This is a genomic window from Flavimaribacter sediminis (assembly GCF_019492055.1).
GTDB classification, from domain to species: domain Bacteria; phylum Pseudomonadota; class Alphaproteobacteria; order Rhizobiales; family Rhizobiaceae; genus Flavimaribacter; species Flavimaribacter sediminis.
Window position 1 is genome coordinate 633076 of sequence record NZ_JAICBX010000002.1, and the last position, 23084, is coordinate 656159.

The 23084-nt window shown below is 60.3% G+C and carries 23 protein-coding genes and 1 tRNA gene; 15 read left to right on the top strand and 9 right to left on the bottom strand.

Translation table 11 applies throughout. The features are described 5' to 3' along the window. Positions 1–265 precede the first annotated feature (265 nt). Positions 266–2035 (bottom strand): hypothetical protein, encoded by a 1770-nt coding sequence (locus K1W69_RS11155; RefSeq protein WP_220228431.1) that lies wholly within the window; start codon positions 2033–2035, stop codon positions 266–268. A 219-nt stretch (positions 2036–2254) separates the two neighbouring features. Here K1W69_RS11155 and K1W69_RS11160 point away from each other — a divergent pair, with 219 nt between their 5' ends. The 3 genes from K1W69_RS11160 (at position 2255) to K1W69_RS11170 (ending at position 4714) form a co-directional block, all read left to right on the top strand. Next, positions 2255–3241 (top strand): NAD(P)H-dependent flavin oxidoreductase, encoded by a 987-nt coding sequence (locus K1W69_RS11160; RefSeq protein WP_220228432.1) that lies wholly within the window; start codon positions 2255–2257, stop codon positions 3239–3241. A gap of 115 nt (positions 3242–3356) precedes the next feature. Further along, a tRNA-Thr gene (locus K1W69_RS11165) sits at positions 3357–3432 on the top strand. Between the two features lie 163 nt (positions 3433–3595). Next, positions 3596–4714 carry a YihY/virulence factor BrkB family protein gene (locus K1W69_RS11170; RefSeq protein WP_220228433.1) on the top strand — a complete coding sequence of 373 codons (1119 nt, stop codon included), beginning with the start codon at positions 3596–3598 and terminating at the stop codon, positions 4712–4714. 16 nt (positions 4715–4730) lie between these two features. Here the strand turns inward: K1W69_RS11170 and K1W69_RS27035 are convergent, their stop codons facing one another. Further along, positions 4731–4907 carry a L,D-transpeptidase family protein gene (locus K1W69_RS27035; protein WP_258570994.1) on the bottom strand — a complete coding sequence of 59 codons (177 nt, stop codon included), beginning with the start codon at positions 4905–4907 and terminating at the stop codon, positions 4731–4733. Further along, positions 4904–5485: a VOC family protein gene (locus K1W69_RS11180; RefSeq protein ID WP_220229305.1), complete on the bottom strand. Its 582-nt coding sequence runs from the start codon at positions 5483–5485 to the stop codon at positions 4904–4906. Before K1W69_RS11180 ends, K1W69_RS27035 begins: the two co-directional genes overlap by 4 nt. A gap of 642 nt (positions 5486–6127) precedes the next feature. Between K1W69_RS11180 and K1W69_RS11185 the strand changes: the two genes are divergently transcribed. Continuing rightward, positions 6128–7486 (top strand): MmgE/PrpD family protein, encoded by a 1359-nt coding sequence (locus tag K1W69_RS11185; protein WP_220228434.1) that lies wholly within the window; start codon positions 6128–6130, stop codon positions 7484–7486. 21 nt (positions 7487–7507) lie between these two features. On the opposite strand, the gene K1W69_RS11190 is transcribed toward K1W69_RS11185, so the two are convergent. Further along, entirely contained in the window at positions 7508–8041 is a 534-nt protein-coding gene (locus tag K1W69_RS11190) for a cytochrome b (protein WP_220228435.1), read from the bottom strand. 99 nt (positions 8042–8140) lie between these two features. Between K1W69_RS11190 and K1W69_RS11195 the strand changes: the two genes are divergently transcribed. The 3 genes from K1W69_RS11195 to K1W69_RS11205 are packed head-to-tail and all read left to right on the top strand — an operon-like array spanning position 8141 to position 10589. Next, positions 8141–8584 carry a MarR family winged helix-turn-helix transcriptional regulator gene (locus K1W69_RS11195; protein WP_220228436.1) on the top strand — a complete coding sequence of 148 codons (444 nt, stop codon included), beginning with the start codon at positions 8141–8143 and terminating at the stop codon, positions 8582–8584. Further along, positions 8577–9962, top strand: coding sequence for a metallophosphoesterase family protein (locus tag K1W69_RS11200; RefSeq protein ID WP_220228437.1), 1386 nt, complete (start codon positions 8577–8579; stop codon positions 9960–9962). The genes K1W69_RS11195 and K1W69_RS11200 overlap by 8 nt, the downstream gene beginning before the upstream one ends. A gap of 15 nt (positions 9963–9977) precedes the next feature. Continuing rightward, positions 9978–10589, top strand: coding sequence for a LysE family translocator (locus tag K1W69_RS11205; RefSeq protein WP_220228438.1), 612 nt, complete (start codon positions 9978–9980; stop codon positions 10587–10589). Between the two features lie 10 nt (positions 10590–10599). On the opposite strand, the gene K1W69_RS11210 is transcribed toward K1W69_RS11205, so the two are convergent. Then, on the bottom strand, positions 10600–10926 hold the full coding sequence (locus tag K1W69_RS11210; RefSeq protein WP_220228439.1) for a hypothetical protein: 327 nt from the start codon (positions 10924–10926) through the stop codon (positions 10600–10602). A gap of 68 nt (positions 10927–10994) precedes the next feature. After that, positions 10995–11999, bottom strand: coding sequence for a zinc transporter ZntB (locus K1W69_RS11215; protein ID WP_220228440.1), 1005 nt, complete (start codon positions 11997–11999; stop codon positions 10995–10997). 198 nt (positions 12000–12197) lie between these two features. On the opposite strand from K1W69_RS11215, the gene K1W69_RS11220 reads away from it, so the two are divergent. The 4 genes from K1W69_RS11220 to K1W69_RS11235 all read left to right on the top strand — a co-directional run bounded on the left by K1W69_RS11220 (position 12198) and on the right by K1W69_RS11235 (position 15517). After that, the gene (locus K1W69_RS11220) at positions 12198–13346 is read left to right on the top strand and encodes a DUF3095 domain-containing protein (RefSeq protein ID WP_220228441.1); all 1149 of its coding nucleotides are present in this window, start codon (positions 12198–12200) and stop codon (positions 13344–13346) included. 156 nt (positions 13347–13502) lie between these two features. Continuing rightward, positions 13503–14231 carry a GNAT family N-acetyltransferase gene (locus K1W69_RS11225; RefSeq protein ID WP_220228442.1) on the top strand — a complete coding sequence of 243 codons (729 nt, stop codon included), beginning with the start codon at positions 13503–13505 and terminating at the stop codon, positions 14229–14231. Beyond that, a complete protein-coding gene (locus K1W69_RS11230; RefSeq protein WP_220228443.1) occupies positions 14225–14938 on the top strand; it encodes a hypothetical protein in 714 nt (237 codons plus the stop codon). The genes K1W69_RS11225 and K1W69_RS11230 overlap by 7 nt, the downstream gene beginning before the upstream one ends. A gap of 21 nt (positions 14939–14959) precedes the next feature. Further along, positions 14960–15517 carry a phosphatase PAP2 family protein gene (locus tag K1W69_RS11235; RefSeq protein ID WP_220228444.1) on the top strand — a complete coding sequence of 186 codons (558 nt, stop codon included), beginning with the start codon at positions 14960–14962 and terminating at the stop codon, positions 15515–15517. Positions 15518–15538: 21 nt separating this feature from the next. Here K1W69_RS11235 and K1W69_RS11240 read toward each other — a convergent pair whose 3' ends face one another. From K1W69_RS11240 to K1W69_RS11250, 3 genes are all read right to left on the bottom strand, one after another. Next, positions 15539–16735: an MFS transporter gene (locus tag K1W69_RS11240; RefSeq protein ID WP_220228445.1), complete on the bottom strand. Its 1197-nt coding sequence runs from the start codon at positions 16733–16735 to the stop codon at positions 15539–15541. Positions 16736–16799: 64 nt separating this feature from the next. Beyond that, the gene (locus tag K1W69_RS11245; protein WP_220228446.1) at positions 16800–17561 is read right to left on the bottom strand and encodes a DUF2334 domain-containing protein; all 762 of its coding nucleotides are present in this window, start codon (positions 17559–17561) and stop codon (positions 16800–16802) included. Then, entirely contained in the window at positions 17558–18853 is a 1296-nt protein-coding gene (locus K1W69_RS11250; protein ID WP_220228447.1) for a 3-deoxy-D-manno-octulosonic acid transferase, read from the bottom strand. Before K1W69_RS11250 ends, K1W69_RS11245 begins: the two co-directional genes overlap by 4 nt. A 262-nt stretch (positions 18854–19115) precedes the next feature. On the opposite strand from K1W69_RS11250, the gene K1W69_RS11255 reads away from it, so the two are divergent. The 4 genes from K1W69_RS11255 (at position 19116) to K1W69_RS11270 (ending at position 23084) form a co-directional block, all read left to right on the top strand. Then, on the top strand, positions 19116–20195 hold the full coding sequence (locus K1W69_RS11255) for a glycosyltransferase family protein (protein WP_220228448.1): 1080 nt from the start codon (positions 19116–19118) through the stop codon (positions 20193–20195). 221 nt (positions 20196–20416) lie between these two features. Next, entirely contained in the window at positions 20417–21451 is a 1035-nt protein-coding gene (locus K1W69_RS11260; protein ID WP_220228449.1) for an ABC transporter substrate-binding protein, read from the top strand. A 5-nt stretch (positions 21452–21456) separates the two neighbouring features. Next, positions 21457–22263 carry an ABC transporter ATP-binding protein gene (locus K1W69_RS11265; RefSeq protein ID WP_220228450.1) on the top strand — a complete coding sequence of 269 codons (807 nt, stop codon included), beginning with the start codon at positions 21457–21459 and terminating at the stop codon, positions 22261–22263. Positions 22264–22265: 2 nt separating this feature from the next. Continuing rightward, positions 22266–23084, top strand: coding sequence for an ABC transporter permease (locus K1W69_RS11270; protein ID WP_220228451.1), 819 nt, complete (start codon positions 22266–22268; stop codon positions 23082–23084).

The following is a 23084-nucleotide window of genomic DNA, read 5'->3' on the forward strand; positions in this document are numbered from 1 at the left end:
CCTAGAGACGGCGGATGACACTGTCATGACCGGACCGCCATTGTTGTGGACGGACGGTTCCCGTTAATTCGACGCGCCTCGATGGTAAAGGAAAAAGAGGACCGGAAGAAACGGAGCGTTGGCAAAAATGTGCGGCAGGGCTGTGGAAATCGCCATCAACCGGCAAGAAAGACCGCGCGCTTCAAAAAAGGTTTTCTCAAGGATTTACGATGGCCGGGATCGCCGGCGGCGCGCCGCCGCCGAACGGGCGTTTCAACCAAGGATATTATTCCGGCCGGATGCGGATACCGTAAATGTCGATGCTCCTGGAGGCGCCCGTGACGTCCGGATTGATGTAGATGTAGCCCGGCAACCCGGTGGCGGCGGCGCCGCGCAGATCGACATTGAATATGATGTCGTTGAGCTCGTAGGCCACGTCGAAACGACGACGCCCGCAATCGCCAAGACCGGGAAAATCGCAGCGAATATAAATCTGCGTGGGTTCCTCGCTGGCGGAGCGCAGGGTAATGGCGACGAGCGATTCCCGATCCTGCATCATCTGAAGCACGCCGGGACCCAGTTCGAAACTCACTTCGCCCGCTTCGTCCGCATTGGCGGAAGTGATCTGCAGGGCGGCCCGGCTGCCCTCGTCAAGCAATTCGACGGAAGCGTCGTCATTCGCCGACACATTCGTGATGTCATCCGGCGAGAAGACCCGCACCCAGTCATCCGAGAAACGACCCTGGGGCCTCGGCGAGCCCGCGAAATCCTCGCTTTCAACCTGCGCTGGCGGATTTGGAACGCTCATGTCGCGCTCCTCGCTCGACAGGCCAAGCCCGCCGACGATGAACCACCAGACGCCGATGCCGACGAAGGCCACGGCCAGCGCCAGAACGAGAACAAGCGAAAAAATCGGGAATCTGCGTTTCTTGCCGTTGCGGCCCGCTGAACGACGCCCCCCACGACCGGCGTCGACCTCCGGTTCCTCCCATCGCACCGGCCTGTTCGGCTGATGTCCGGACGCACGCGGCGGAGGCGGATCCTGGCGCATACGCTTTCTGGCGCGCGGCGGCCGGCCGGTTTGCCCGGCTTGCGGATCAGGCCGGTTGCGCTGGCGCTTGCCATTGCGATGGACCGGTCTGGGCGCGTCTGCGGCATCCCAGTCCTGCTGGTCATGCCGCAACACCGGTTCCGGCGCCGCGTCCAGCCCTTCCCATTGCGGCTCTTCGGCCGCCGGCGTCTTCGGCCTGCGAGGCCCTTTCTGACGGCGATCGCCTGGATCCTGCCAGTCGATGTCGTCATATTCCGGCCAGTCGGGGCGCACCGACTGCGGCTGGGCGCCGCTGCTTCTGCGCGGCGTCTGGCGTTCGTTCTGGACGAAGACGTCCTCAAATTCAGGGTCTTGTGTTTCTTTGCGAACCGGCGCGCGCGGACGCCGGGCCGGGCCGTCAGCGTTGCGGCGCGGAGGGGCTTCGCTTTCGCGTCGCCGGTTCGGTCGGTCGGGACGAGGGGCCTGCGGCGCAGGCGCTTCTGCGCGACTGCGCGCGTCCCGATCGGCGCGAAGCTCCGGTTCGGCCCGCATATCCTGCTCGGCGCGCCCGCCTCGCGCTGCAGGCGCCTCGCTTCGCGGCTTCGGCTCGGGACGGTCGAAATCCAGATCAACTGTTGTGAAAGGCGCCGGCTCCATCAGATCGTCGTCACGCGATGCGGGACGCGATCTGCGCGGCTCTCTTTCCTCCGGCAGGACAAGATCATCGGGATCGAGAACCGTCTCCGGCATCAGCAATTCTTCAGGCTCAAGATCGAAGATGTCCGGCTCGGGTTCAGGCTCGTGCTTGCGCATCTGCGCCTTCTGGTACTCGGCCTCGACGGAGTTGATGATCTTTTCGAGTTTACGATGCTGTTCTATGGCCGCATCGGAGCCGTCGAGCTGTTGTTTGGAGATTGCCCGGCCAAGCGCGTCGCGCGCCGACTGGTAGATTTTGGCGCGGGTCTGGGCATCCGCCTGTCCGGCCTCTTTCAAAGCCTTGACGATCGCCGTTTCCAGTCCCTTCACAAATTCACTCCAGTCTCTGACGTCCCAAACGTCCTTTTGGCCCTGTCGCCAAACGGGCACCTGCCAAATGACACAAGTAGAGGGGTTTTTCCAATACAAATGTGGTCAAAGACACAAGCGATTCCATTTCGCAAGACCCGCTTCGGCCTTTTCAGCCAATACGCGTTCTGATATTTGCATTGACGTTTACGAAAACGTCAAAGTTTGGAATCGTTTCCCATGGCCCTTCCCGAACTCCTCAAAAACCTGCGTCTGCCGGTCGTCGGCGCGCCGCTGTTCATCATCTCTCATCCGCCCCTGACCTTAGCACAATGCAAAGCGGGCGTGGTTGGTTCCTTCCCGGCGCTCAATGCGCGCCCTGAAGCCCAACTCGATGAATGGCTGGCGGAGATCACTGAAGGGCTTGCCGATCACGACGCCAGGCATCCGAACAGGAAGGCTGCGCCGTTCGCCGTCAACCAGATCGTTCACCGTTCGAACAAGCGGCTCGAACATGATCTCGGGCTATGCGAGAAATACAAGGTTCCGATCGTAATCTCCTCGCTGGGCGCGGCGCCCGAGGTCAATCAGGCCGTGCACGCCTATGGCGGGATTGTGCTCCACGACATCATCAACAACCGGCACGCCCATTCGGCGATCAACAAGGGCGCTGACGGCCTGATCGCGGTCGCCGCCGGCGCAGGCGGCCACGCCGGAGCGCTGTCTCCCTTTGCGCTGGTGCAGGAAATCCGCGAATGGTTCGACGGCCCGCTACTGCTGTCAGGCGCCATCGCCAACGGCCGGTCGATTCTGGCGGCGCAGGCGATGGGCGCGGATCTCGCCTATATGGGCTCCGCCTTCATCGCAACCAACGAAGCCCGCGCCGTCGACGCCTACAAGCAGATGATTGTCGAAAGCAACGCCACGGACATTGTCTACAGCAACTATTTCACCGGCGTGCTCGGCAATTATCTTAAACCGTCGATCATCGCAGCCGGGCTCGATCCGGACAATCTGCCGGAAGCCGACGTCACGAAAATGAATTTCGATCAATCGCAGGGCGCCAAGGCCTGGCGCGACATCTGGGGGTCGGGACAGGGCGTGGGCGCGATCAAGTCGGTTCAGTCGGTCGCCGATCTCGTCGACCGGCTGGAGGCCGAGTATCTCGACGCGCGACGGTCGCTTGCGCTGGACAGCGCATCCGCGGACGCGCGACAGGCGGTTTGATTGCGCGCACGACGCTTTTGGCTTGAATTCGCCGATGAATGGGGTTAAGCAGCGCCGCGTTGCAGGGGACCATTGTTCCGTGCATTCGTCTCGCCGTTCATCGTCGCGGCGACGGGCCGCTTTAGCTCAGTTGGTAGAGCATCGCATTCGTAATGCGGAGGTCGTCAGTTCGAGTCTGACAAGCGGCACCACTATCCCCAATGATTGATTGGACGCGCCGATCTAGACGCCGCAGCAAGCTGTTCCAGTGAGACACGATCGCGAATCCATTCCTGCTGCAATGTGCGATGGAACCGAATCGACCGCGGCGCATTGAGATAGAGCGCCGCAACCACCTTTTGAAGAAAATCACCCATGAATTCCTCATCGACAGAGGCAAGTCATCCTCCACGTGGCCGTACGGCTTCATCGCCCGGCGTCATACCGGCGAGAGGATGGAAAGACATACTTTTGCGCGTTTACAGCGAGTTGTTCGAAGACCGCCTGATGCTTATCGCAGCGGGGATCACCTTCTACCTGCTGCTCGCCCTCGTTCCGGCGCTGACGGCGCTGGTTTCGATATTCAGTCTTTTCTCGGATCCGCAATCGCTTCGCGAGTTCACCTCGTTCTTCAACGGCGTCGCGCCAAACGCGGCGCTGGACATCATCGACGAACAACTCAACCGACTGACTTCCCATAATGAATCGGCTTTGAGTTTCGCCTTTGTGGCCTCCGTCGGACTGGCGCTGTGGAGCACCAATTCCGGCATGAAAGCGCTTTTCGACGGGGTGAACGTCGCCTACGACGAAACGGAAAGCAGAAGTTTCATCAAATACACGTTGACGTCGATGACCTTCACATTCGGTCTCGTCGCCGGGTTGATCGCCTCCATAGGCCTGCTTGGCCTGCTGCCGCTGGGACTTGAATATCTGGGTCTGCAGAGGGGCGCAGACCTGGCGATCCGCATCGCCGGGCTCCTTGCCCTTCTTGTTTTGATGTCGATCTCCATTTCATTGCTCTACCGCTGGGGACCGAGCCGCGCGGACGCCAAATGGAAATGGATTACTCCGGGAACGATCGTATCCATGATCGGGATCACGACCGTGTCCCTTGCGTTCTCGTTCTATGTCGCCAATTTCGGCTCCTACGACGCCACCTACGGTTCGCTCGGCGCCATCATCGGCTTCATGACCTGGATATGGATTTCGACCATCGTGCTGCTGGTCGGCGCAGAGCTTAACGCCGAGGTCGAGCACCAGACGCTCGTCGATTCAACGACGGGCGCCGAGCAGCCGATGGGCGAACGAGGCGCGGTCGTTGCGGATACCATCGGCGTGTCGGCGAACGGCACGACGCCTTCGCATCAGCAGTTCGAGGCGCCACCGGCCGCGGGAAGCAGGAGCGACGGATCCCGAAAGGGTCTATCGACCAACCAGTTGCTGTTCGCCTATCTGGTTCTCGGCGCCTGGTGGCTTTCCAGCCGCAAGAAATGACAGTCTCTTCATCAGCCTATTCAAAATGGACGCTCACGCCTTGACTGACCATATGAGCATGCTCTTTCGCATCCCGGTTGGTCAATCTTACACAGCCATGGCTCGCCATCGTGTTCCTCTTTTCGCGATGCGGCGCGCCGGCGGCTGGACGACCCGCCGACTGATGAGATGGATCGGCTCGAAGCAGGCTCAATACGGCTTTTTCGCCGTCCGGTCCTCAGAAAGCGATTGCTGACGCCGCTCGACCAGCAATTCGATGGCATCAGCCAGATGTTCCTCGGCGATGTTGTAGTCGCCGCGCGCGACGCGGATCCTGTGCGCCTCGATCATCACATCGGCGTGGCTGCAGCCGAACGGCGGTTCGAACCGGTAGGAAGCGAGCTCGATCAGAAGTCCCAGAGGATCCTCGAAATAGATCGAATCCATGAACCCGCGATCCTTCGGACCCGAATGCTTTACGCCGCGCTCGTCGAGCCGCTGAACAGCCTGGCGGAAGGTCGCCTGGCTGACCGAGAAGGCCAGATGATGCACGGCGCCCTGCCCCGTCGAGGTCCGCGCCCGATCGGGCTTGCGAGCCTCGTTGGTGAACACGGTGATGAGGCGGCCGTCGCCAGGATCGAAATAAAGATGGCTTTCGCCGGGATTGTCGAGATTGGGCTGTTCGAAGACAAATGGCATGCCCAGCACGTCTTCCCAGAAATCGATCGACGTTCGTCGATCCGCCCCCACAAGAGTTATATGATGGACTCCCTGGCTCTGCAGCTTTCGCAAACGACCATTATCAGACATTGACGCCTCCCAGCTTCACGCCGGCCAGCAACCGGCTTTCGGTCAACTATAGCCGGGCGGGCGCAAGGCAACAGGCGCTATCATATAAAATCCACGCTCCTAGCGCACACACCAGACCTCCTGGTCCGGAGGAACGGAGAACCTGCCGTTCTCGTCCATCTTGTTATGCAGGACGCCAGTTCACCGCAGGACGGGCCGCTATAGACGTTGAGACCGCCGCGATAGATCCCGTAGCCGCCATAGGAGTTCGTGATAGTCTTGACTTCCCTGAGGCACTGATAGCGAGCCTCCAGGAACTGTCGCTGGGCGCCGGGCCCGCTACAGGTCGACGGCACGCATGACGTAAGCACGACAACCGACGCCACGCCGACAATCATTTTGAGTATGGTCTTCACGGCCGACTCCATATCTGCAACCGACACCGGAGAAATTTTGTAAATTGCAGCCGGCTTCAAATTTTCATGACTGATTGACGCAGTTTTTTGCCGCCATGAAAGGTCGGCAGCCTATCGTCGATATTCTTGCTGTAACGTGTCGAACGGCCGGTTTCGGTCTGCGCGCTTGGCCGGAGGCGGAACTGGCTGTAGACAGAAGGGAAGCGATCCGCATGGGAGGCCTGAAGTCATGACTGTCGCCGTCACCGAACCGCTCGCATCCTTCGTGGCCGACCTTCGCTACGATGATTTACCGAGCGAATGCACCGAAAGAGCAAAGCATTTGCTGCTCGATCTGGCCGGCTCCATTGTGCGGGCCGGCAGCGAAGCCGATTCAACGCCAACCCTGAAAGCAACGCTGGCGACGGTCGGACTCGACGGTCCGGGCGCAGCGTCCGTCGTCGGGCAAGACTGGCGGCTTGCGCCGCCCGCAGCCGCCCTCGTCAACGGTATGCTCGGCCATTCGCTTGATTTCGACGACACCCACGCGGCGAGCTCTCTCCACCCTTCGTCGCCCGTCGTTGCGGCCGCGCTTGCGGTCGCGGAACAGACCGGCGCCAGCGGGCGCGACGTTTTGACGGCAATCATAGCCGGCTATGAAGTCGCCTGCCGGCTCGGCAACGCGCTCGATCCGACGTCGCACTACGCACGCGGTTTTCACCCGACGGCGACCGCCGGAACCTTTGGCGCGGCGGCTGCTGCCGGCAAGCTCTACGGCCTCGACGCCGCGGGCGTCGCCACGGCCTTCGGCGTCGCGGGCAGCCAGGCCGCCGGTTCGCTGCAGTTTCTCGCCAACGGCGCCTGGAACAAGCGATGGCAGGTCGGCGAAGCAGCCATGAACGGCGTGCTTGCGGCGGCGCTCGCCAAAAACGGTTTCATCGCGTCCACCGAACCGATCGAAGGCGGCGCCGGATTGCTGAAGGGCTATACGGACGACCCGCACCCCGAAAAGGCCGTGGCCGATCTCGGAAGCGTATGGGAGACCATGCATATCGGCATGAAGCCCTATCCAAGTTGCCGCTACACCCATGCGGCGCTCGACGCGCTTGCGCATCTCCGCGACGCCGAGGCGCTGGAAGCGTCGGATTTCGAATACGTCACGATCGGCCTCCACCGCAACGGCATTACGCTGACGGCCGATTCCCTGCCGGAAAAGCGGAGGGTGCGCAGCATCGTGGCCGGACAGTTCTCCATGCCATTCACGGCCGCCGTCATGATCGACCAGGGGCGCTTCGGCTGGGACGACTATCGCCGCATCGGCGATCCCGCGCTCGACGCCATATCGGACCGGATCGACGTCCGACGCGACGAGAGCCTGGAAGGTCTCGACCATCCTTTCGGCGCGACGGTCAGCGCGGACACGTCGAAAGGCCGTTTCGACTTCAGGGTCGAGGATCCTCCGGGCGAACCGAAGACCTTTCCCGACACCGCCGGCATACGGGCAAAATTCATGAGCCTCGCCGAACCGGTGCTCGACGCACGCGCCGCCCGGCTCGCCGACGACATACTGTCGCTCGACAGCCGCAATTCACTCTCCGGCGGGCTGTAGACGAAGACCTCACGGGACCAATCAGGACCGACGCAGGCTCATTCGTTTGAACAGGTCGTCCCGCAGGACATACTGGTGATACAGAGCCGCAGCGACATGGGCGACCAACAACGCCAGCAACGCGAAAGCGCCGGCGCCGTGCGGACCGCGCGGCAGAAACCGGTCGAAATCGGGCAACGGACCCGAGACCAGACCGAACAACACCGAACCCGCCCCGGACAGAACCATCATGCCGACGCCGCTCGCCAGCATGCCGAGCGGGATTATGACGAGAAGAATGTGAACGCTGCGGGACAGAACGCCTTTCACGCCTTCTGTATTCGGCGCCGCATCCGGTTTCTTGTCGGCCAGCCACCACCAACCGATGCGAACCAGCGTCAGAATGCCGGCGGCAAGACCGCAGGCGACGTGGACGCGAAGCGCAGCATAGGCGTCCGATCCGATCTGATCGGCGGCGAAGCCCGAAGCAAGCGCGATTACAATGAACAGGGCGATAGTCCAGTGCAGCGCAATGGCCACTGCGCCATAAGCGGCGGGCGTACTCTTGATCATCATTTTCGTTCTCCTGACTGGCGCCGATATCAGCGACGCCCCATTAATATAGCATGCTATATATTATTGCATAGCTTGCTATACAAGAGTAGCTGAGACAATATGGAATTCGACAAGTCCAAATCGGCCGGTTACCTGACCAACCATCTTGCGCGGCTTTTCGCATCCGAATTGCAAAACGCCATTCGCCATCTCGGGATCGCGCCGGCGCAGTTCATGACGATGCTGGAACTATGGCGCGAAGACGGCCAGACCCAGAAAACTCTGGTGCAAAAGCTTCATGTTGAACAGGCGACAATGGCCAATACGCTTACGCGCATGGAACGCGACGGCCTGATCCGGCGCAAGCCCAACCCGGCCGATGCGCGCTCTCAGCAGATCTGGCTGACGCAGAAGGCGAAAAAGCTTGAGGGGCCGGCGACTGACGCCGCGGGATCGATCAATGACATTGCGCTTGCCGATCTGTCAGAAACGGAGAAGGCGCAATTTCTCGACCTGATGGGCCGCGTCATTGCCACGCTGCAACCGGAGACCGGCAATGCCTGACGATAGCGATCGCACGCCGCTCGGGGCGCTGCTTCCGAAAGGAGGCGGACACCAGTTCGTCCTTTACGGAGACAGTTGCTCAGGCGTTCCCGGCGGGCCGCACGAACAGACGCTGGCGCGGGTCAACCGCGTCGTGTCGCGCCTTGCCCCAAAGCCGGACTTCATCATCTATCCCGGCGACGAGGTGATGGGACTGACGAACGACGAGGCGGAGTTGCGGCGGCAATGGGCCTATTTCCTCGGCACGGAAATGGCCTGGCTCGATCCTGACATACCCGTCTATCATGCGACCGGAAACCACACGACCTACAGCATAATGAGCGAACGGGTCTTCGCCGACGTGCTGTCTCACCTGCCGCGCAACGGCGCCGCCGGTCAGGAAGGCCTCAGCTATTTCATACGGCGCGACGATCTTCTGATCGTCTTCGTCCACACGCTGTCGCAGGCGATGGGCGGCGAAGGCCACGTGGAAACGGACTGGCTCGACGCAACGCTCGCGGCAAATGACGACGCGCGCTGGAAACTCGTCGTCGGCCATCACCCCGCCTTTCCCGCCAACGGCTATGAAGGCCCTTATCAGCGCACCATCGGCGACGATTATGTCGACGCGTTCCGGAACACTCTGAAGCGGCACGATGTCTTCGCCTATCTGTGCAGCCATTTGCTGTTGTTCGACGCGCAGGCTCATGACGGCGTCCTGCAGATCCTGACCGCCGGCGCCGGAACGGCCGAGAGAATGCCAAAAGGCATCGAATACCTGCACTGCGTGCAGGCTGCGCTCGACGAGGACGGATTGCGATACCAGGTGATCGATGATGAAGGCGCGGTTCGCGAAAGGCTCGCCTGGCCGCTGCGGCATCCGCCGTCTGACGAGTGGATGATCCTGTCGAAAGGCGAGATGGCCGCGCCGCTGCAGGGATATCAGGACGCAGCCGCCAAAACGCCTGCGATCCTGAGCTTTCGTTTCCGCGGACGCGCCGCGGAGATCGGCGGACCGAAACAGACATTGCTTGCGGCGCTGGATGCAACGACGGGAACAGAACCGGTCTGGATCGGGCTCACCGGCGCATGCCAGAAACTGACGGTCATTCTGCAACCCTATCCCAACAACAGTCCGCATTACTGGTTCGGACCGGAGCTTGATCCGGGACGCCCTTTCGACCTGCAGCTGGCGCTTCATGGCGGCATGGGTCCGGGCGGGCTCATCTGGAGGCGGAGCGACGACGACGCATGGTCGTCGCTCGAACACCGCTCGCCCTGGGGCCTGGAGAAAATCCACTGGCCCGCCACCTGGCATATCGGTCACGGCCCGGACCCCGATGACAGACCTTTTGCCGGTAGCGATTTGCTGATAAGACATCACTTCCAGGGCATCTGAAGGAGCCGCTGCGCCGTGAGCATCGAATATTTTATCACATCCCTTGTCGTCGTCCTGCTGCCCGGCACAGGCGTCCTCTATACGCTCGCCATCGGCCTTGGCCGCGGGTTCCGGCCGAGCGTGATCGCGGCCTTCGGTTGCACGCTGGGGATCGTGCCGCACATGCTGGCGAGTATTGTGGGCCTTGCCGCCATCCTTCACGCCAGCGCGCTGGCTTTTCAGGTCGTCAAATATCTCGGCGTCATCTATCTGTTCTACATGGCGTGGAACATCGTGCGCGAGGGCGGCGCGCTGCAGGTCTCGGCCGATCGCCAGCAGATTCCGGCCGTGCGCATCATTCGCAACGGCGTCCTGCTGAACGTGTTGAACCCGAAGCTGTCGCTGTTCTTTCTCGCCTTCCTGCCGCAGTTCATTCCGGCAGGAACGCTTCATCCGACGCCTGTGCTTTTGTGGCTGGCGCTGATCTTCATGGCGCTGACATTCGTGATCTTTGTCTGCTACGGCGCCTGCGCTTCGCTTGCGCGAGACTATGTCATCGCCCGCCCGCGGGTGATGCTGTGGCTGAGACGCTCCTTCGCGGCCTCCTTCGGACTGCTGGGACTGCGGCTGGCCCTCTCAGACCGGTAAGATCCCAAGCCTAATCCGAGTCGCCGTTCTTTGTGCTTCTCAGGCCGTGCTGCTTGGTAGGCGAGACCCGCTTCATGTCCAGCGGACCGGCAAGCTCGCCGAGCACAATGAGAACGCGCCGCAGCATGCCGTTCTCGTCCCCCGGCATCCCTTCCTCGAGGGCGACGTCCTCCTCGGTCGCATCATATTCCCACTGGCGGAGGATCGCGATCTTCTCATCTTTCGAATAATCCGCATGGCCAGGCACATTTTCCGGCGCGCCGAAAACCGCCTCCGGATCGAGCAAGGCGGCCTTCATCCGATCGTCGCGTTCCGGTGTTTCTTCACTGTTGGTCATCGCATAGCCGCCCGTTCATGAATCCGATCTCAAGACTATAACACGGATTCCGGTCTCTCCATGATTGCTCAGAACAGGCCGATCTTGCGGAACAGCCATATCTCGAAAAGACCCATCACCACGAGGATCCCGCAAACGACGGCGAAAGCCCAATGGTCGTTCAGGCCAGGCATGCCGCCGACATTGATGCCCAACAGACCGGTCAGTAGACTGAGCGGCAGAAAAAGAGCCGCGACGACAGAGAGCACCAGCATCTGGCGGTTCATGCGTTCCGCCCGATTGTCCATGACCTGGTCGTGCACGACCTGCGCCCGATCGCGGATTGCGTCGAGTTCCTCGCCAAGACGCATCATGCGCTCGGCCGCCTCACGAATACGGCTGCGGTCCCGCAGGCTCAACCATTCTATGTCCTCGATCTCAAGCGTCGACAGCGCGTCTCGCTGGGGAAACATGTAACGGCGCAGAACGATGGCCGTCCGCCGGACGTCGGCCAGAAGCGGCCTCGAAACCTCGTCGATATCGTCGAGAACCTGTTCCTCAATATCGTCAATCTGTTCGTTGAGTTCCAAAACCGTCGGATCGATGCGATCGGCTAGCCGCAACGCCAGCCGTGAAACAAGATCGCCGGGCGAGGTCGGCGCCCTTTCGGCTTTGATCGCTTCAATCAGATCGCGAACGGCGGCGAGCGGCCGCCAGCCAAGGCTGATCACATCGCTATCCTCAATCCACAGCCTGATATCGATCATGTCTTCCGGTTCTTCCCCCGGATTAATATTGATGCCGCGCAGGTTGAGGAGGACGCCGTCTTCATGGAGCGTGCAGCGCGGGCGTGTTTCCGCCGCCGTCAGCGCTTCGAAAACGTGAAGGTCTATCCCGCATTTCCTCAACCACTGCAACGCCTTCTCGTTCATGCGATTGAGATGCACCCAGGTGAATGCGCCCGGGGCGCTGGTGTCGGCCTGGTCGAGCTCGTCCAGCGTCAATCTTGTGCCGTGACCCGTCCCGTCGAACAGGAAAACCGTGCTGCCTGGCACTTCGGTTTTGCGTTTGGATGATTTCGTTTTGTTCGCCATGGGCGCCAATGTGTCTCGTAATCAACAGATTGTCATTGCGATTTTACCGCGAACCGAAGAACCAACCGGAAATCCGACTCGTTTAACGACGATTGCACAGAGCGCAACGGCTCGTCCATTCTGCGGTGCGGTCGCAAAGCTGTTAACCGGGATAGAATATCGATGGCGCAATCCGCAAGCCCAGCAAATTCTGAAGGAATGGAAACCTTCTACGACAGGCTTGTGGTCCACGACGATTTCGAAACCATGAGCCTGATAAAGACCTATGCGCCCCTGCCAGACGACTGGTTCGTCGGCGTCGCCGACGTCGTCGGCTCCACCGGGGAAATCGAAAGAGGTCGTTACAAGGTTGTCAACACAGTTGGGGCGGCAGTCATTTCCGCGCAGATCAATGCCGCCGGCGCGTTACGCTTTCCTTATATCTTTGGCGGCGACGGCGCGGCCTTCGCCCTGCCGGGAGATCACAGAGACACCGCAGAGAAGGCGCTTGCCGCGGTTATCCGCTGGGCGCGGGAGGAGTTTGATCTAGAAATGCGCGGCGCCGTCATTCCCGTGGCAACGATCCGGGACAACGGTCTGGACGTCGCCGTCGCCCGCTATCGCGCCTCGAAGGGCGTGGACTATGCGATGTTTGCAGGCGGCGGCATGGCGTGGGCGGATCGTGAGATGAAGGAAGGCAGTTTCCGCCTTGAAGCCGCTCCCGCCGGCGTGCGCCCGGACTTGACGGGGCTTTCCTGCCGGTGGACGCCGGTCCGCGCACAGAAGGGCAATATCCTGTCGCTGCTCGTGCTGCCCGAGAAAGACGCGGACGCCGAGGAACTGGCCCGCCTCTATCGCAATATCGTCGCCGTTGAGGAAAGTCTGGAGCGCGCCGGACATCCGGTTCCCGAAAGTGGCCCCGGCTATCGCTGGCCGCCTGAAGGACTTGATCTGGAGGTAGCCGCGACACGCGGAAAGACATCCTTCGCCGTCCACAAGATGAAACTTCTCGCAGCGACCTTCATCGCGCTGATCTTCTTCAAGACCGGCTGGAAAGCCGGCGCCTTCGATCCCAAGGAGTATGTGGAGGTAACCGCCGCCAATGCGGATTTCCGCAAATTCGACGACGGCCTCAAGATGACGATCGACTGCGACGCAAAAACCCAGGCGCAACTGACCGCGCTGCTTAAAAAGGCGTCCGAAGCCGGCCTCATCCGATACGGCCTGTCCGAACAGCCGGAAGCGATCATGACCTGCATCGTGCCTTCCGTGACCCGCAATGACCATGTGCATTTCGTGGACGGCGCCGGCGGCGGGTATACGCGCGCTGCGAGCCTGATGAAGGAAGCAAATCCCGGCCCTGCCTGATCAGCGCGTTCACAAACAGACCGTATACGCGCGAAATACACGTAATAATTGCTATTACTGTCGTAGATACTCACGAATGATGTCCTGGATGATAGATAATTTTACCCTTTTTGATCGCCATATATCTCCAATTTATACAACCGTGCATTGACCAACATGTTAACCTTTGCAACTGTCTTACTGCTTAGCCGTTTATTAATTTTCACATCTTCTCACCTGACTGTGAGGCTTGCCTTGGTGAATGCTGAATTGGCTCGGTTGAACCTCCAATACATTTCTGATTCGATTGTGGATTTGGTCAGACTCAGAAAATGGCACAGCAGCGATGTTGAATGGTATTCCCGGCTCATCGCCGATCCCGACGTCATGCGTTTGATAGGCGACGGAAAACCGCGAACCGCGGACGCGGCCGCCCTGGAAATCGAGCGCTTCCAGCACGAACAAAAGACGCTCGGCCATTCAAGGTGGGTCGGATACGTCCTGGAAACCGGCGAACCTATCGGCTTCATCGGCTTTAGCGAGCGCCGCGGGGAAATCGATTGGGGCGGACGGGCGTTCAGGAAATTCTGGGGAACCAGATACATGGTCTGTTCAGCCATTCTGGCGCTGGATCACGGCCTGACCTGTTGCAATGTGCCTCAAGCAGTTGCCGTGATCGACAAAACCAACCACAGTACTCTTGGCCTGAACGCCAAGCTCGGATTCAGGGAATGTGGCGAAGGACTATACTTTAACCGGCGTCACAACCGGCAGTCTATCAATCGCGGCGTCTACATCACTCAGACGCGACAATCGAATATGGCGCTTCTGAAAAGACTGTCGCGCGTCGGTCGCTCCCTGACCGTTCCCCCTCACGCCAGAGCAGAATTCGAAGCACGGTGCTGAATGTACGCGGCTACGAGCCGAAGGATCGGCCTTCGGTGCGGGAGATTTGCTGCCAGAACGCATTTGGCCGCGACGTTTCGGAGTTTTTCGAAGACCGTGAGCTATTCGCGGACTACTGGACCAAATACTACACCGACGTGAATCCAGAGCACTCTCTTGTCGTCGAACACCATGGCGACGTTGTCGGATACTGGCTCGCCAGTACGGATTACAGGGCGTTCTTCAGATACATGTCCCGGCATATCGGGCCGCGCGTCGTCGGAACGCTGATATGGCAAATCACAGGCAGGCGCTATCGCACAGCGGCGAGCTACCGGTTTGCCCGCTGGGTGCTGACCCGATCCTGGCGGGAAATTCCTGATTTCCCTTCCGATGACTACCCGGCGCAATGGCACATCAATCTCGGCCCAGCCGCACAGAACCAGAACCTCCAGACAGTATTAGTCAATCGTTTCCTTGATAAACTCGACGATATCGGCGTTGGTGGCGTCCAGACGGCCGTCACCGAACCGGACGACCGCAGTATCTACCTCAGAATGGCGCTTCGCAGGCGGTGCTGGCAATGGGACGTCCACGTCACGAAGCCGACTACCCTTCTCTCCGCCGTAGAAAACCGGGATATCGCCGCATCGAATATCATCATGGGCTGGAAGATCGACGAGATCAGAAAATTCATCAACTACTATGGAAGACGCTCGAGATTCTGAAACGGGATGAGGCCATCTGAAATGAACGACGCAGGATCAGACGACCTCCCCACCGCGCCAGGATTTCTGACCTGGCTCCAGCACCTCGATCATCAGATTCAATTGGCCAGCCATTCTTTCGGACGATCGATCCCGCACGGGGCCGCACCTGACAGCATCGCCAAGGTCCTGACGCAGCTGGGCAAGCCTTTCAGCTACCTCTGGCTCGCCGCAGGGCTCGCCTTTGTTGATCCGCCAGCAGCGTTTGCTGTCTTTTGTCTGGTCCTTGCGTCGGAGATCCTGAATTGGGTTCTGAAGCGGCGGATCCGCCGTCCAAGACCCTCGCCGAAGTCGTCGACGCCGGTTGAAACGATAGAAGGGAAATTCGCGTTTCCTTCTGCACACGCCCAACTGAGCGCAGCCGTATGGGGCTGGCTTGCCGCCTCAGCCGGATCGGAGGCTGCATGGCTTCCGGCGCTCGCCGTCATTGCGGCTGTCGGCTGGTCGAGACTTTATTTGCGACACCACTATCCGACGGACATCATCGCCGGCTGGACGCTGGGCGCCGCCACCGCCGCAGCAGGTCTTGCGATCTTTTGAGACGCTTTGCCTTACGCCTGTCTATACGCCTCGCCGCAACGGAACCCGCATTTGCGACCGGCGGAAGAGGGCGACAAGGATTGCCGCCGCCAGCAGAAAAACAGCTCCTGCAAGCGGCGGCAGTCCCGGAATCGCGTTAGCGAGGGATATGCACATATAACCGAGCAATGTCGCAACGAACAAAACACTGCGCCAGAGACCGATCGCATGGGCCTTTAGCGGAGCCGGCATCCCGAGTTCCAGCTGGACCCTTACGCCGGTTCGAAGCAGGCTGCTGACTATGGTTGCAAAAACCGCAGCGCCCACGAAGGTTTCATATCCGGAGTGAATCATCGCCGCCGATGACGTCGCCAGCGTCGCCAGGGCGCCGAGCACAATCATCCGCTCCGTGGCGACGTTGCCCTCCACGAACCGGTAGGCGATCGAGCCGCCAACTGTCCCGACAGCACAAAGGCTCAACGCAGCCGACAGGGCCATGGGCGACGCGCCGGACGCCGAGGCCGCAAGCGGCATGGCGACTTGAACCATGGCGTCCTGGGCGCCGGCTATCAGGGCGGCGGCGATGAGCATTGCGCCAGCGACCTTGAGCCGATGGAGTTCAGCGACTGACTTGTGCGTGGAGGCGACCCAGTTCGGCCATTCGGCTTTGCCCTTTACTGGTGTGCCGTCCCGCGGGAATGTCATCGCAATGGTGAGGAATGAAAGAACGATGAAGAGGCTTCCCACTGCTACGCTGCCTGAAAGAGACAGGAGTTCGATCACCGCTGAAGCACCAGCAAGGCCGATAATATAGCTCGACAGCATGAGCACGCTGCTCACCGCCGCCATGGAGGACAATCTGACCCGGGCGGCTCTGGCGATCACGGCGGCGCGGGAACTGGCCGCTCCAATGGACGGCGCAATCAATCCGTAGGTGAACAGGCAACACACAATCAGGGCGACGCTGTTCAAGGCGCCGGAAACAAGCAACAGAAACAGGATGATGGAACCGACGGACGCCCCGAACATCGACAGCGCCAAGGTGCGGCGCGCCCCGAAGCGAGATACGACCAACCCCGTGATCAACGCGCCTGCATATTTTGGAACAATCACACATGCCGCGAGCACGCCGACGAGATGACCGGCGTCAGCTACTTCAAGAACCCACCACAGAAGCGAGAGCTGGAGAAAGGACGCGCCGAGCGCCTCGAACAGGTTCGCAAGCAGATATCCGATCATTGGCAATCGCAACGACCGGCGATTTTGCAAGGATTTCGACATCCCGGCGCTGCTCCCCGACACCTTACCGGCCCGACTGCGGCAAAGTATTGCGACCGACAATCATCTTCTCGATCTCGTCGAGCGAGATTGGCGCCCATCCCTCGTCGATCAGTCGGCTGAACACCTTCAGCATGACGTCACGGGTCTCGGGGAATGTCAGATCGATCGGGTGAACGACAAACCGCACAAGACTGTGATCCCCCAGCATCTGCGAGAGCCTGCGCTGAAGGCCTCGATGATTTAGCCGGCGAAGCGCAAGTCGCCCGCCGACATCGAAATTGAGCACGGGCGCAGACATGCCCTGGCCTTTCCAGGTCAGGTCGCGCAATCCCATCACGCCCGGCAGGTTCGACGCGGCGAGCCCGCGGCGCGCCGCCTTGCCGAGCGTCCAGCGCGGAGCGCAAAACCAGTCGGGCCTCACGCCCATAGCGGTGCTGAGCAGCGCCCTTCCCCGCTCTATGCGCTCTTGCGCCTCCTGCGCGTTCAATGCAGCGAATTCCGACCGGTCTTCCATATCGTACAGGATCTTGTGCCATAGACTTCGACCCCTGAGGTGCGACCATCCATGCAGCACCTTGGCCGCCGGAGATTGTTGCAGTCGACTGACGAAGGAACGGTATTCCTGCAACGGCTCCTCGTCGTACCAGTCAGGCACCACGAGCCACGCCCAGAAACCTTCGGGAACATCCGGAAATGTCTTGAGGATATCACCGATCGAAACGGGCATCGACGGGTGCACGTCATGGAGTTCCGCGAGGAAACGTTTTTGCGGTGATCGTGTCATGAACCCGCGGCCTTTGAGAGCGAAAGATCCACGAGTAGATCGGCGATCGTATTCGTCGTCTCCCGGACAGCTTGCCGGAGTGTCTCTTCGGCGGATTTCGCCGCCTCTCCCATCTGTCTCAAATGATCGCTGTCCGTGAGGAGCTTGTCGATTGCCGGCCCGATGTCCGACGTCTTCGAAATCTCAAGACAGGCATCGGCCCGCCCGAAGTCGCGATAGGCTCGCTCGAAATTCCTGACATGCGGACCGTGCAGGAGGGCGGCCCCGAACTTGGCCGGCTCATACGGATTGTGCCCGCCTTTCGGGATGTATGAGCCGCCCATCAACACTATGGGCGCGATCCGGAAGAACAGCCCGAGTTCACCGAAGGTGTCGGCAAAATAGATGCTCGCGCCCTTGCCGGGCGGCCCCGACACCGAACGCACACAAAGAGAATGACCGGTCAGTTTCTCGATTTTGCCGATCATCCGCCGGCTTTCATCCAGACGACGCGGCGCGACAATCGTCAGCAGATCTGGATGCCAGCCAAGAAGATATTGATGGGTTCGGGCGATGGCGATCTCTTCGCCGGGATGGACGGAAGCCGCCAGCCAGACCGGGCGATCGCCGATGATCTTTTTCAGTCGCGCCAACTCGTCCGGATCGGCAGGCAGGTCCGGCGCGTCGACCTTGAGCTCTGCGCCTGCCAGAACATTGCGCACGCCGAGCCGCCGGAAGGCGGCCGCTTCGTCCGAATGCCTGACCACCACGAGGTCGATGGCTTCGAAGACCGGCCTGGCCGATGTTCCGAATGTTCGCCAGACGCGGGAAGATCGCGGGTCCAGCGCGGCGTTGACGATGGCGATTGGAACGCCGCGACGGCGAAGCGCCAGCTTGGTCGCCGGCCAGATCTCGTTTTCGGCAAAGACAGCGAGGTCCGGGTCCCAGTAGTCGAGAAATCGCTCCACACAGGCGTCGACGTCGACCGGCGCGTATTGGTGAATTACGCCAGCGCCTGCGAAAGATGCGACCATCTGGGCGCCGGAAATCGTCCGGGTCGTAAGCAGAATGGTCACGGGATCTCCGGATCGCGAACGCAATATCCGTTCCACCCGGTCGCAAAGCGTTTGCAAGGCCCGGATTTCGCCCGCGCTGACGCCGTGAAACCAGATGACGCGACCGACCGGGCGCTGCAAACCGGGAACGCCGCGTTTTTCAGCTTTGCGCGTCTGGTCATTCGGGTAATCGATGCGCTCGAGCAGGGGCGCCAAGGCCGGCCCGCACAATCTCCATCCTGCCAGGGCGAGACTCATGAAAACCGATCCGCAAACTCCGGAGCCAGCCTGCCTGCGCCATCGGCAATGGCGGCTTCGCACCTCACCACAACACCGACATTATTGATTTTGGCCTCATGGCCGAGATTCCGCTTCTGGCGTTATCGACAACCTTAACGAGAATACTATATCATGGCGCCGATCAATTAACAGAGCCGCTTTCCCGATTCCGCCTGCAGATTAATGACCGGGTTCCGTCGCGCGGAACCATTCCGAACGCACCTTGTCGAGAGACTGAAGAATGAAAATCCTGTACGGCGTTCATACAATCGGATTTGGCCATCTTTCGGCGGCGCTCGCTCTTGTTCCGCAACTGAAACAAAGGGGCGCCAACGTAACCTGCTACCTGTGCGGACGTGATCCGTCGCAGCTGCCGGACCTGCCGCAACTCAGGCCTTACACGACGCACCGCGGCGCCGATGTGCCTTTCACCGACGGAAAGCTCAACCAGATGGGCTATTACGCCAGCCTCGCTGCGAATGTGGCGCAGGTCGCGCGCCAGGTTGGTCGATTGGAGCTCACTGACTATGATCTCGTACTGACTGACTCCGAATATGTGACCGCCTTTGCCGCGCGATTGAAGAATACTTTCTCGATCAGCGTCACACACCTCACGGTTTACGAGAAGCCAATTCCCAAGAAGAAATTGGGATTGGGAGATCGCCTCCCTTTCATCAGTCCCGCAGGCCTCAAGATCCATCCCCACTGGGGCTGTTACGGACAGAACGACATCGTTCCCCCTATTTACCGGAAATCGGACTTTGACGTTTCCGAACCGGACGGAAGCGTGGTCGTTTATCTGGATACATTCTCACCGGAGCGGATCGTCGACATCCTTCGGCTGGTCGACTTCGGCCGATTTGTCATCTACTCACGCCATGCAACCGGTTCGCAAAGGCACGGCAATGTAGAGACAAGGCCCTTTGACAGCGAGGGTTTCAAAAGCGCTCTTGCATCGGCGAGCGGCGTCATATGTTCGGCAGGATTTCTTCTTGCGACGGAAGCGTTGGGCGCGGGCAAGAGACTGCTCCTCGTTCCCGTCGAAGATCACCATGAGCAACTCTCCAACGCGATGGTGCTTCACGACCTTGGCCTTGCCTCAGTCACGCACCAGCTCACATCCCGTTCCGTGGAACAATGGATTGCCGAGACATTCGCGGAGGCCGGACCTCTTGTGGAGTGGCCCGACACGGCCGGCGCAATCGCGGAATGGATCCTCCAGGGACGGCAGGAGTGGAACCATGACCGCCTGGCCGAGCTATCGCAAACACTCTGGAGCCAAGTAAAGATGCGCGAAGCCGGAAGAGTTATCCGGGCGTAATTGCTCTGATGCGCGAAAATATCGTTTTCCCGCTGCGTCGCCGCTCTTTGACTACCGACGCCTATTCGGATTGACGGTGCGGTGAGCGTTGCCGTTTCGGCAATCACTATTGCGAAAAATAGTTCTTTATTCGAACACAACTCAGAGTCATTCTTTCCATTCGCCTGTCCGGCACGCTCGCATTCCGCAACATGACAGGCACCCAAAAATGAGGTTGGAACATGAATGATCTGAAACTGAATCGTCGCAGCCTGCTCGCAGGAATGGGCGCAATCGGGGGATTGGCGACCGCGCAGAGCCTTATCAGCGTATTTCCTGCACAGGCGTCCGACATGAAGACCGTGCGCATGCAGCTCGGCTGGCTTGCATCCAACGGCATCCTGGGTGAAGTCGTCGCCCAATCCAAAGGCTTCTACAAGGAAGAGGGCGTCGAACTCGAAGTCATTCCGGGTGGACCAAACGTCGACGGCGTTGGCGGCGTGGCAGCCGGCCAGTCCACCCTCGGTCAGACGTCCTCAAGCCCGTCCGTCATGCTCGCGCGTTCCGCCGGCATCCCGATCAAGGCGTTCGCAGCCGGCTATCAGAAGCACCCCTTCACCTACTTCTCGCTCGAAGCAGACGCCATCCGCGAACCGAAGGACATGGTTGGCAAGACGATCGCGACACAGCCGACCGCCTACATCCTGCTGCGGGCGCTGCTCGCGAAGAACGGCATCTCCGAAGACGACGTCACGATCGTCAACATGGGTTCGGACATGAATCAGCTGATGACAGGCCAGGCGCAGGCCGTAACCGGCTGGCTGACCAACGCCAGCGCCCTGAAGGTTCTCGGCGACGACCGCGTCGACCTGATGCTCTGGGACACCGGAATCCAGCTCTACGCCAACGTCTATTTCGCAACAGACGACTCGCTGGCGAATGACGCCGACACTCTGGCCAGCTTCCTGCGCGGCTCCGCCCGCGGCTGGGGATACGCCAGGGAGAATCCGGAAGAAGCTGTCGACATGCTGGTCGCCGAATATCCGAATCTGGACAAGCCCAGCGAACTGGCGGCCGTCGAAGGCGTCATTGGCTTCAACTTCAATGACGTCACCGCCAAGGAAGGCTGGGGCGCCATGACCAAGGCAAACTGGCAGGAGCAGATCGAGACCTATGCGTCGCTCGACCAGTTCAAGGGCGACGTTCCGACTGTCGACGACGTAATGACGCTGGCGATCCTCGACGCTACGGCCGAGACGCGCAAGAAAGTCGGATAATCGACATGGCGACCATGCACGCAGTCAAGGATGCTGTTTCCGCAGATGCAGAAACAGCCTTCGCGGTGCGCGTCGACGGACTGGACGTAACCTTCGGTGAAGGCGAAACAGCCGTGACCGCGCTCCGGGACGTCAAAGTCGACATCCCCGAAGGCGCACTGGTGACCATGCTCGGACCTTCCGGCTGCGGAAAGTCCACCCTGCTGCGTGCAATCGCCGATCTCGTCCCGGCCTCCCGGGGCGGAATAGAAGTGCATGGGCGCACGCCGGAAGAAGCCCGCAAAGAGCGCGATTTCGCTTTCGTATTCCAGGACGCGACGCTTTTGCCCTGGCGCAGCGCGATCGACAATGTGCGCCTTCCGCTGGAAGTCGGAAAACCCGGACCCGCCCATGCGGATCCGATGGAGCTGCTTGAACTCGTCGGCCTGAAGGGTCGCGAAAAAGCGCTTCCCGGCGAACTTTCTGGCGGCATGCGCCAGCGCGTCGCCATTGCAAGGGCGCTGGTCACGCGGCCGCGCATCCTGCTGATGGACGAACCCTTCGGCGCTCTGGACGAAATCACCCGCGACAATCTCAATGAAGAACTGTTGCGCATCTGGAACGAGACCGGGACAACGATCCTGTTCGTCACTCATTCGATTCCCGAAGCCGTTTTCCTGGGCCAAAAGGTGCTGTTGCTTGCAGCGCACCCCGGCCGCGTCAAGGAGTACATGACGGTAGACCTTCCCTATCCGCGCCAGCTGCCGGTTCGCGATACGGTGGAATTCATCAAGATCACCGCGCATCTGCGCAAGATGCTCGAGGAGTGTTGACAATGGCCGATATTGCACAGAGCCAGGCCAGCGCCAATGATCGCAAATCCGGCTCCGCCTGGCTGGCCAAGAGCGGCGACCGCCTGTTGCCGCTGCTCACAGCCGTGGGCATGCTGGTTCTTTGGCAACTCATCATCTGGATATTTTCGATCCGGCCATTCATCATGCCGGGACCGATTGCAGTTTTAGGCGCATTCATCGAAGACGGTCCAAAGCTCTGGCTCAATTTCTGGCTGACCTTTCTTGAAGCAGCGCTCGGGTTCGTCTTCGGTAACCTGATAGCCATTCTGATGGCGGTCGCCTTTGTCCATAACCGCACGTCGGAACGGGCTTTCTTCCCCATCGCGGTGTTCATCAACACTATACCTATCATCGCCGTCGCTCCGATCCTCGTACTGATATTCGGCAACGGCTATTCCCCGAAGATCATCATCGCGGCGCTGATCTGCTTCTTTCCGACGCTGGTCAACATGGTGCGCGGCCTGAAGGCCGTAAACCCTGCGACGCTGGACCTGATGCGGGTGCTGTCGGCGAGCGACGCGGAAATCTTCTGGAAAGTGCGGCTGCAAAGTTCCCTGCCCTTCCTCTTCGCGGCGCTCAAGATCGCCGCCACCACATGTGTCGTCGGCGCGATCGTGGCGGAGTGGATCGGTTCGAATTATGGGCTCGGAGCGCTGATCCTGCTCGCTTCCTACAATTATCACGCGCCCCTGCTCTATGCGTCCGTCTTCTCGGCCTCGCTGCTTGCCGTGTTCCTGTTCGCTATGGTGAGCTTTGCCGAACGTCGCATGATCAAATGGAAAACGCCGGCCGTTCACTGA

Bases quoted from the DNA above. Each gene is read 5' to 3' on its own strand.
- K1W69_RS11185 (WP_220228434.1), top strand. From the start codon at position 6,128: ATGACTGTCGCCGTCACCGAACCGCTCGCATCCTTCGTGGCCGACCTT.
- K1W69_RS11250 (WP_220228447.1), bottom strand. From the start codon at position 18,853: ATGAGTCTCGCCCTGGCAGGATGGAGATTGTGCGGGCCGGCCTTGGCG.
- K1W69_RS11225 (WP_220228442.1), top strand. From the start codon at position 13,503: ATGTTAACCTTTGCAACTGTCTTACTGCTTAGCCGTTTATTAATTTTC.
- K1W69_RS11170 (WP_220228433.1), top strand. From the start codon at position 3,596: ATGAATTCCTCATCGACAGAGGCAAGTCATCCTCCACGTGGCCGTACG.
- K1W69_RS11200 (WP_220228437.1), top strand. From the start codon at position 8,577: ATGCCTGACGATAGCGATCGCACGCCGCTCGGGGCGCTGCTTCCGAAA.
- K1W69_RS11245 (WP_220228446.1), bottom strand. From the start codon at position 17,561: ATGACACGATCACCGCAAAAACGTTTCCTCGCGGAACTCCATGACGTG.
- K1W69_RS11255 (WP_220228448.1), top strand. From the start codon at position 19,116: ATGAAAATCCTGTACGGCGTTCATACAATCGGATTTGGCCATCTTTCG.
- K1W69_RS11220 (WP_220228441.1), top strand. From the start codon at position 12,198: ATGGAAACCTTCTACGACAGGCTTGTGGTCCACGACGATTTCGAAACC.
- K1W69_RS11210 (WP_220228439.1), bottom strand. From the start codon at position 10,926: ATGACCAACAGTGAAGAAACACCGGAACGCGACGATCGGATGAAGGCC.
- K1W69_RS11215 (WP_220228440.1), bottom strand. From the start codon at position 11,999: ATGGCGAACAAAACGAAATCATCCAAACGCAAAACCGAAGTGCCAGGC.
- K1W69_RS11160 (WP_220228432.1), top strand. From the start codon at position 2,255: ATGGCCCTTCCCGAACTCCTCAAAAACCTGCGTCTGCCGGTCGTCGGC.
- K1W69_RS11270 (WP_220228451.1), top strand. From the start codon at position 22,266: ATGGCCGATATTGCACAGAGCCAGGCCAGCGCCAATGATCGCAAATCC.
- K1W69_RS11240 (WP_220228445.1), bottom strand. From the start codon at position 16,735: ATGATCGGATATCTGCTTGCGAACCTGTTCGAGGCGCTCGGCGCGTCC.
- K1W69_RS11195 (WP_220228436.1), top strand. From the start codon at position 8,141: ATGGAATTCGACAAGTCCAAATCGGCCGGTTACCTGACCAACCATCTT.
- K1W69_RS11190 (WP_220228435.1), bottom strand. From the start codon at position 8,041: ATGATGATCAAGAGTACGCCCGCCGCTTATGGCGCAGTGGCCATTGCG.
- K1W69_RS11265 (WP_220228450.1), top strand. From the start codon at position 21,457: ATGGCGACCATGCACGCAGTCAAGGATGCTGTTTCCGCAGATGCAGAA.
- K1W69_RS11260 (WP_220228449.1), top strand. From the start codon at position 20,417: ATGAATGATCTGAAACTGAATCGTCGCAGCCTGCTCGCAGGAATGGGC.
- K1W69_RS11235 (WP_220228444.1), top strand. From the start codon at position 14,960: ATGAACGACGCAGGATCAGACGACCTCCCCACCGCGCCAGGATTTCTG.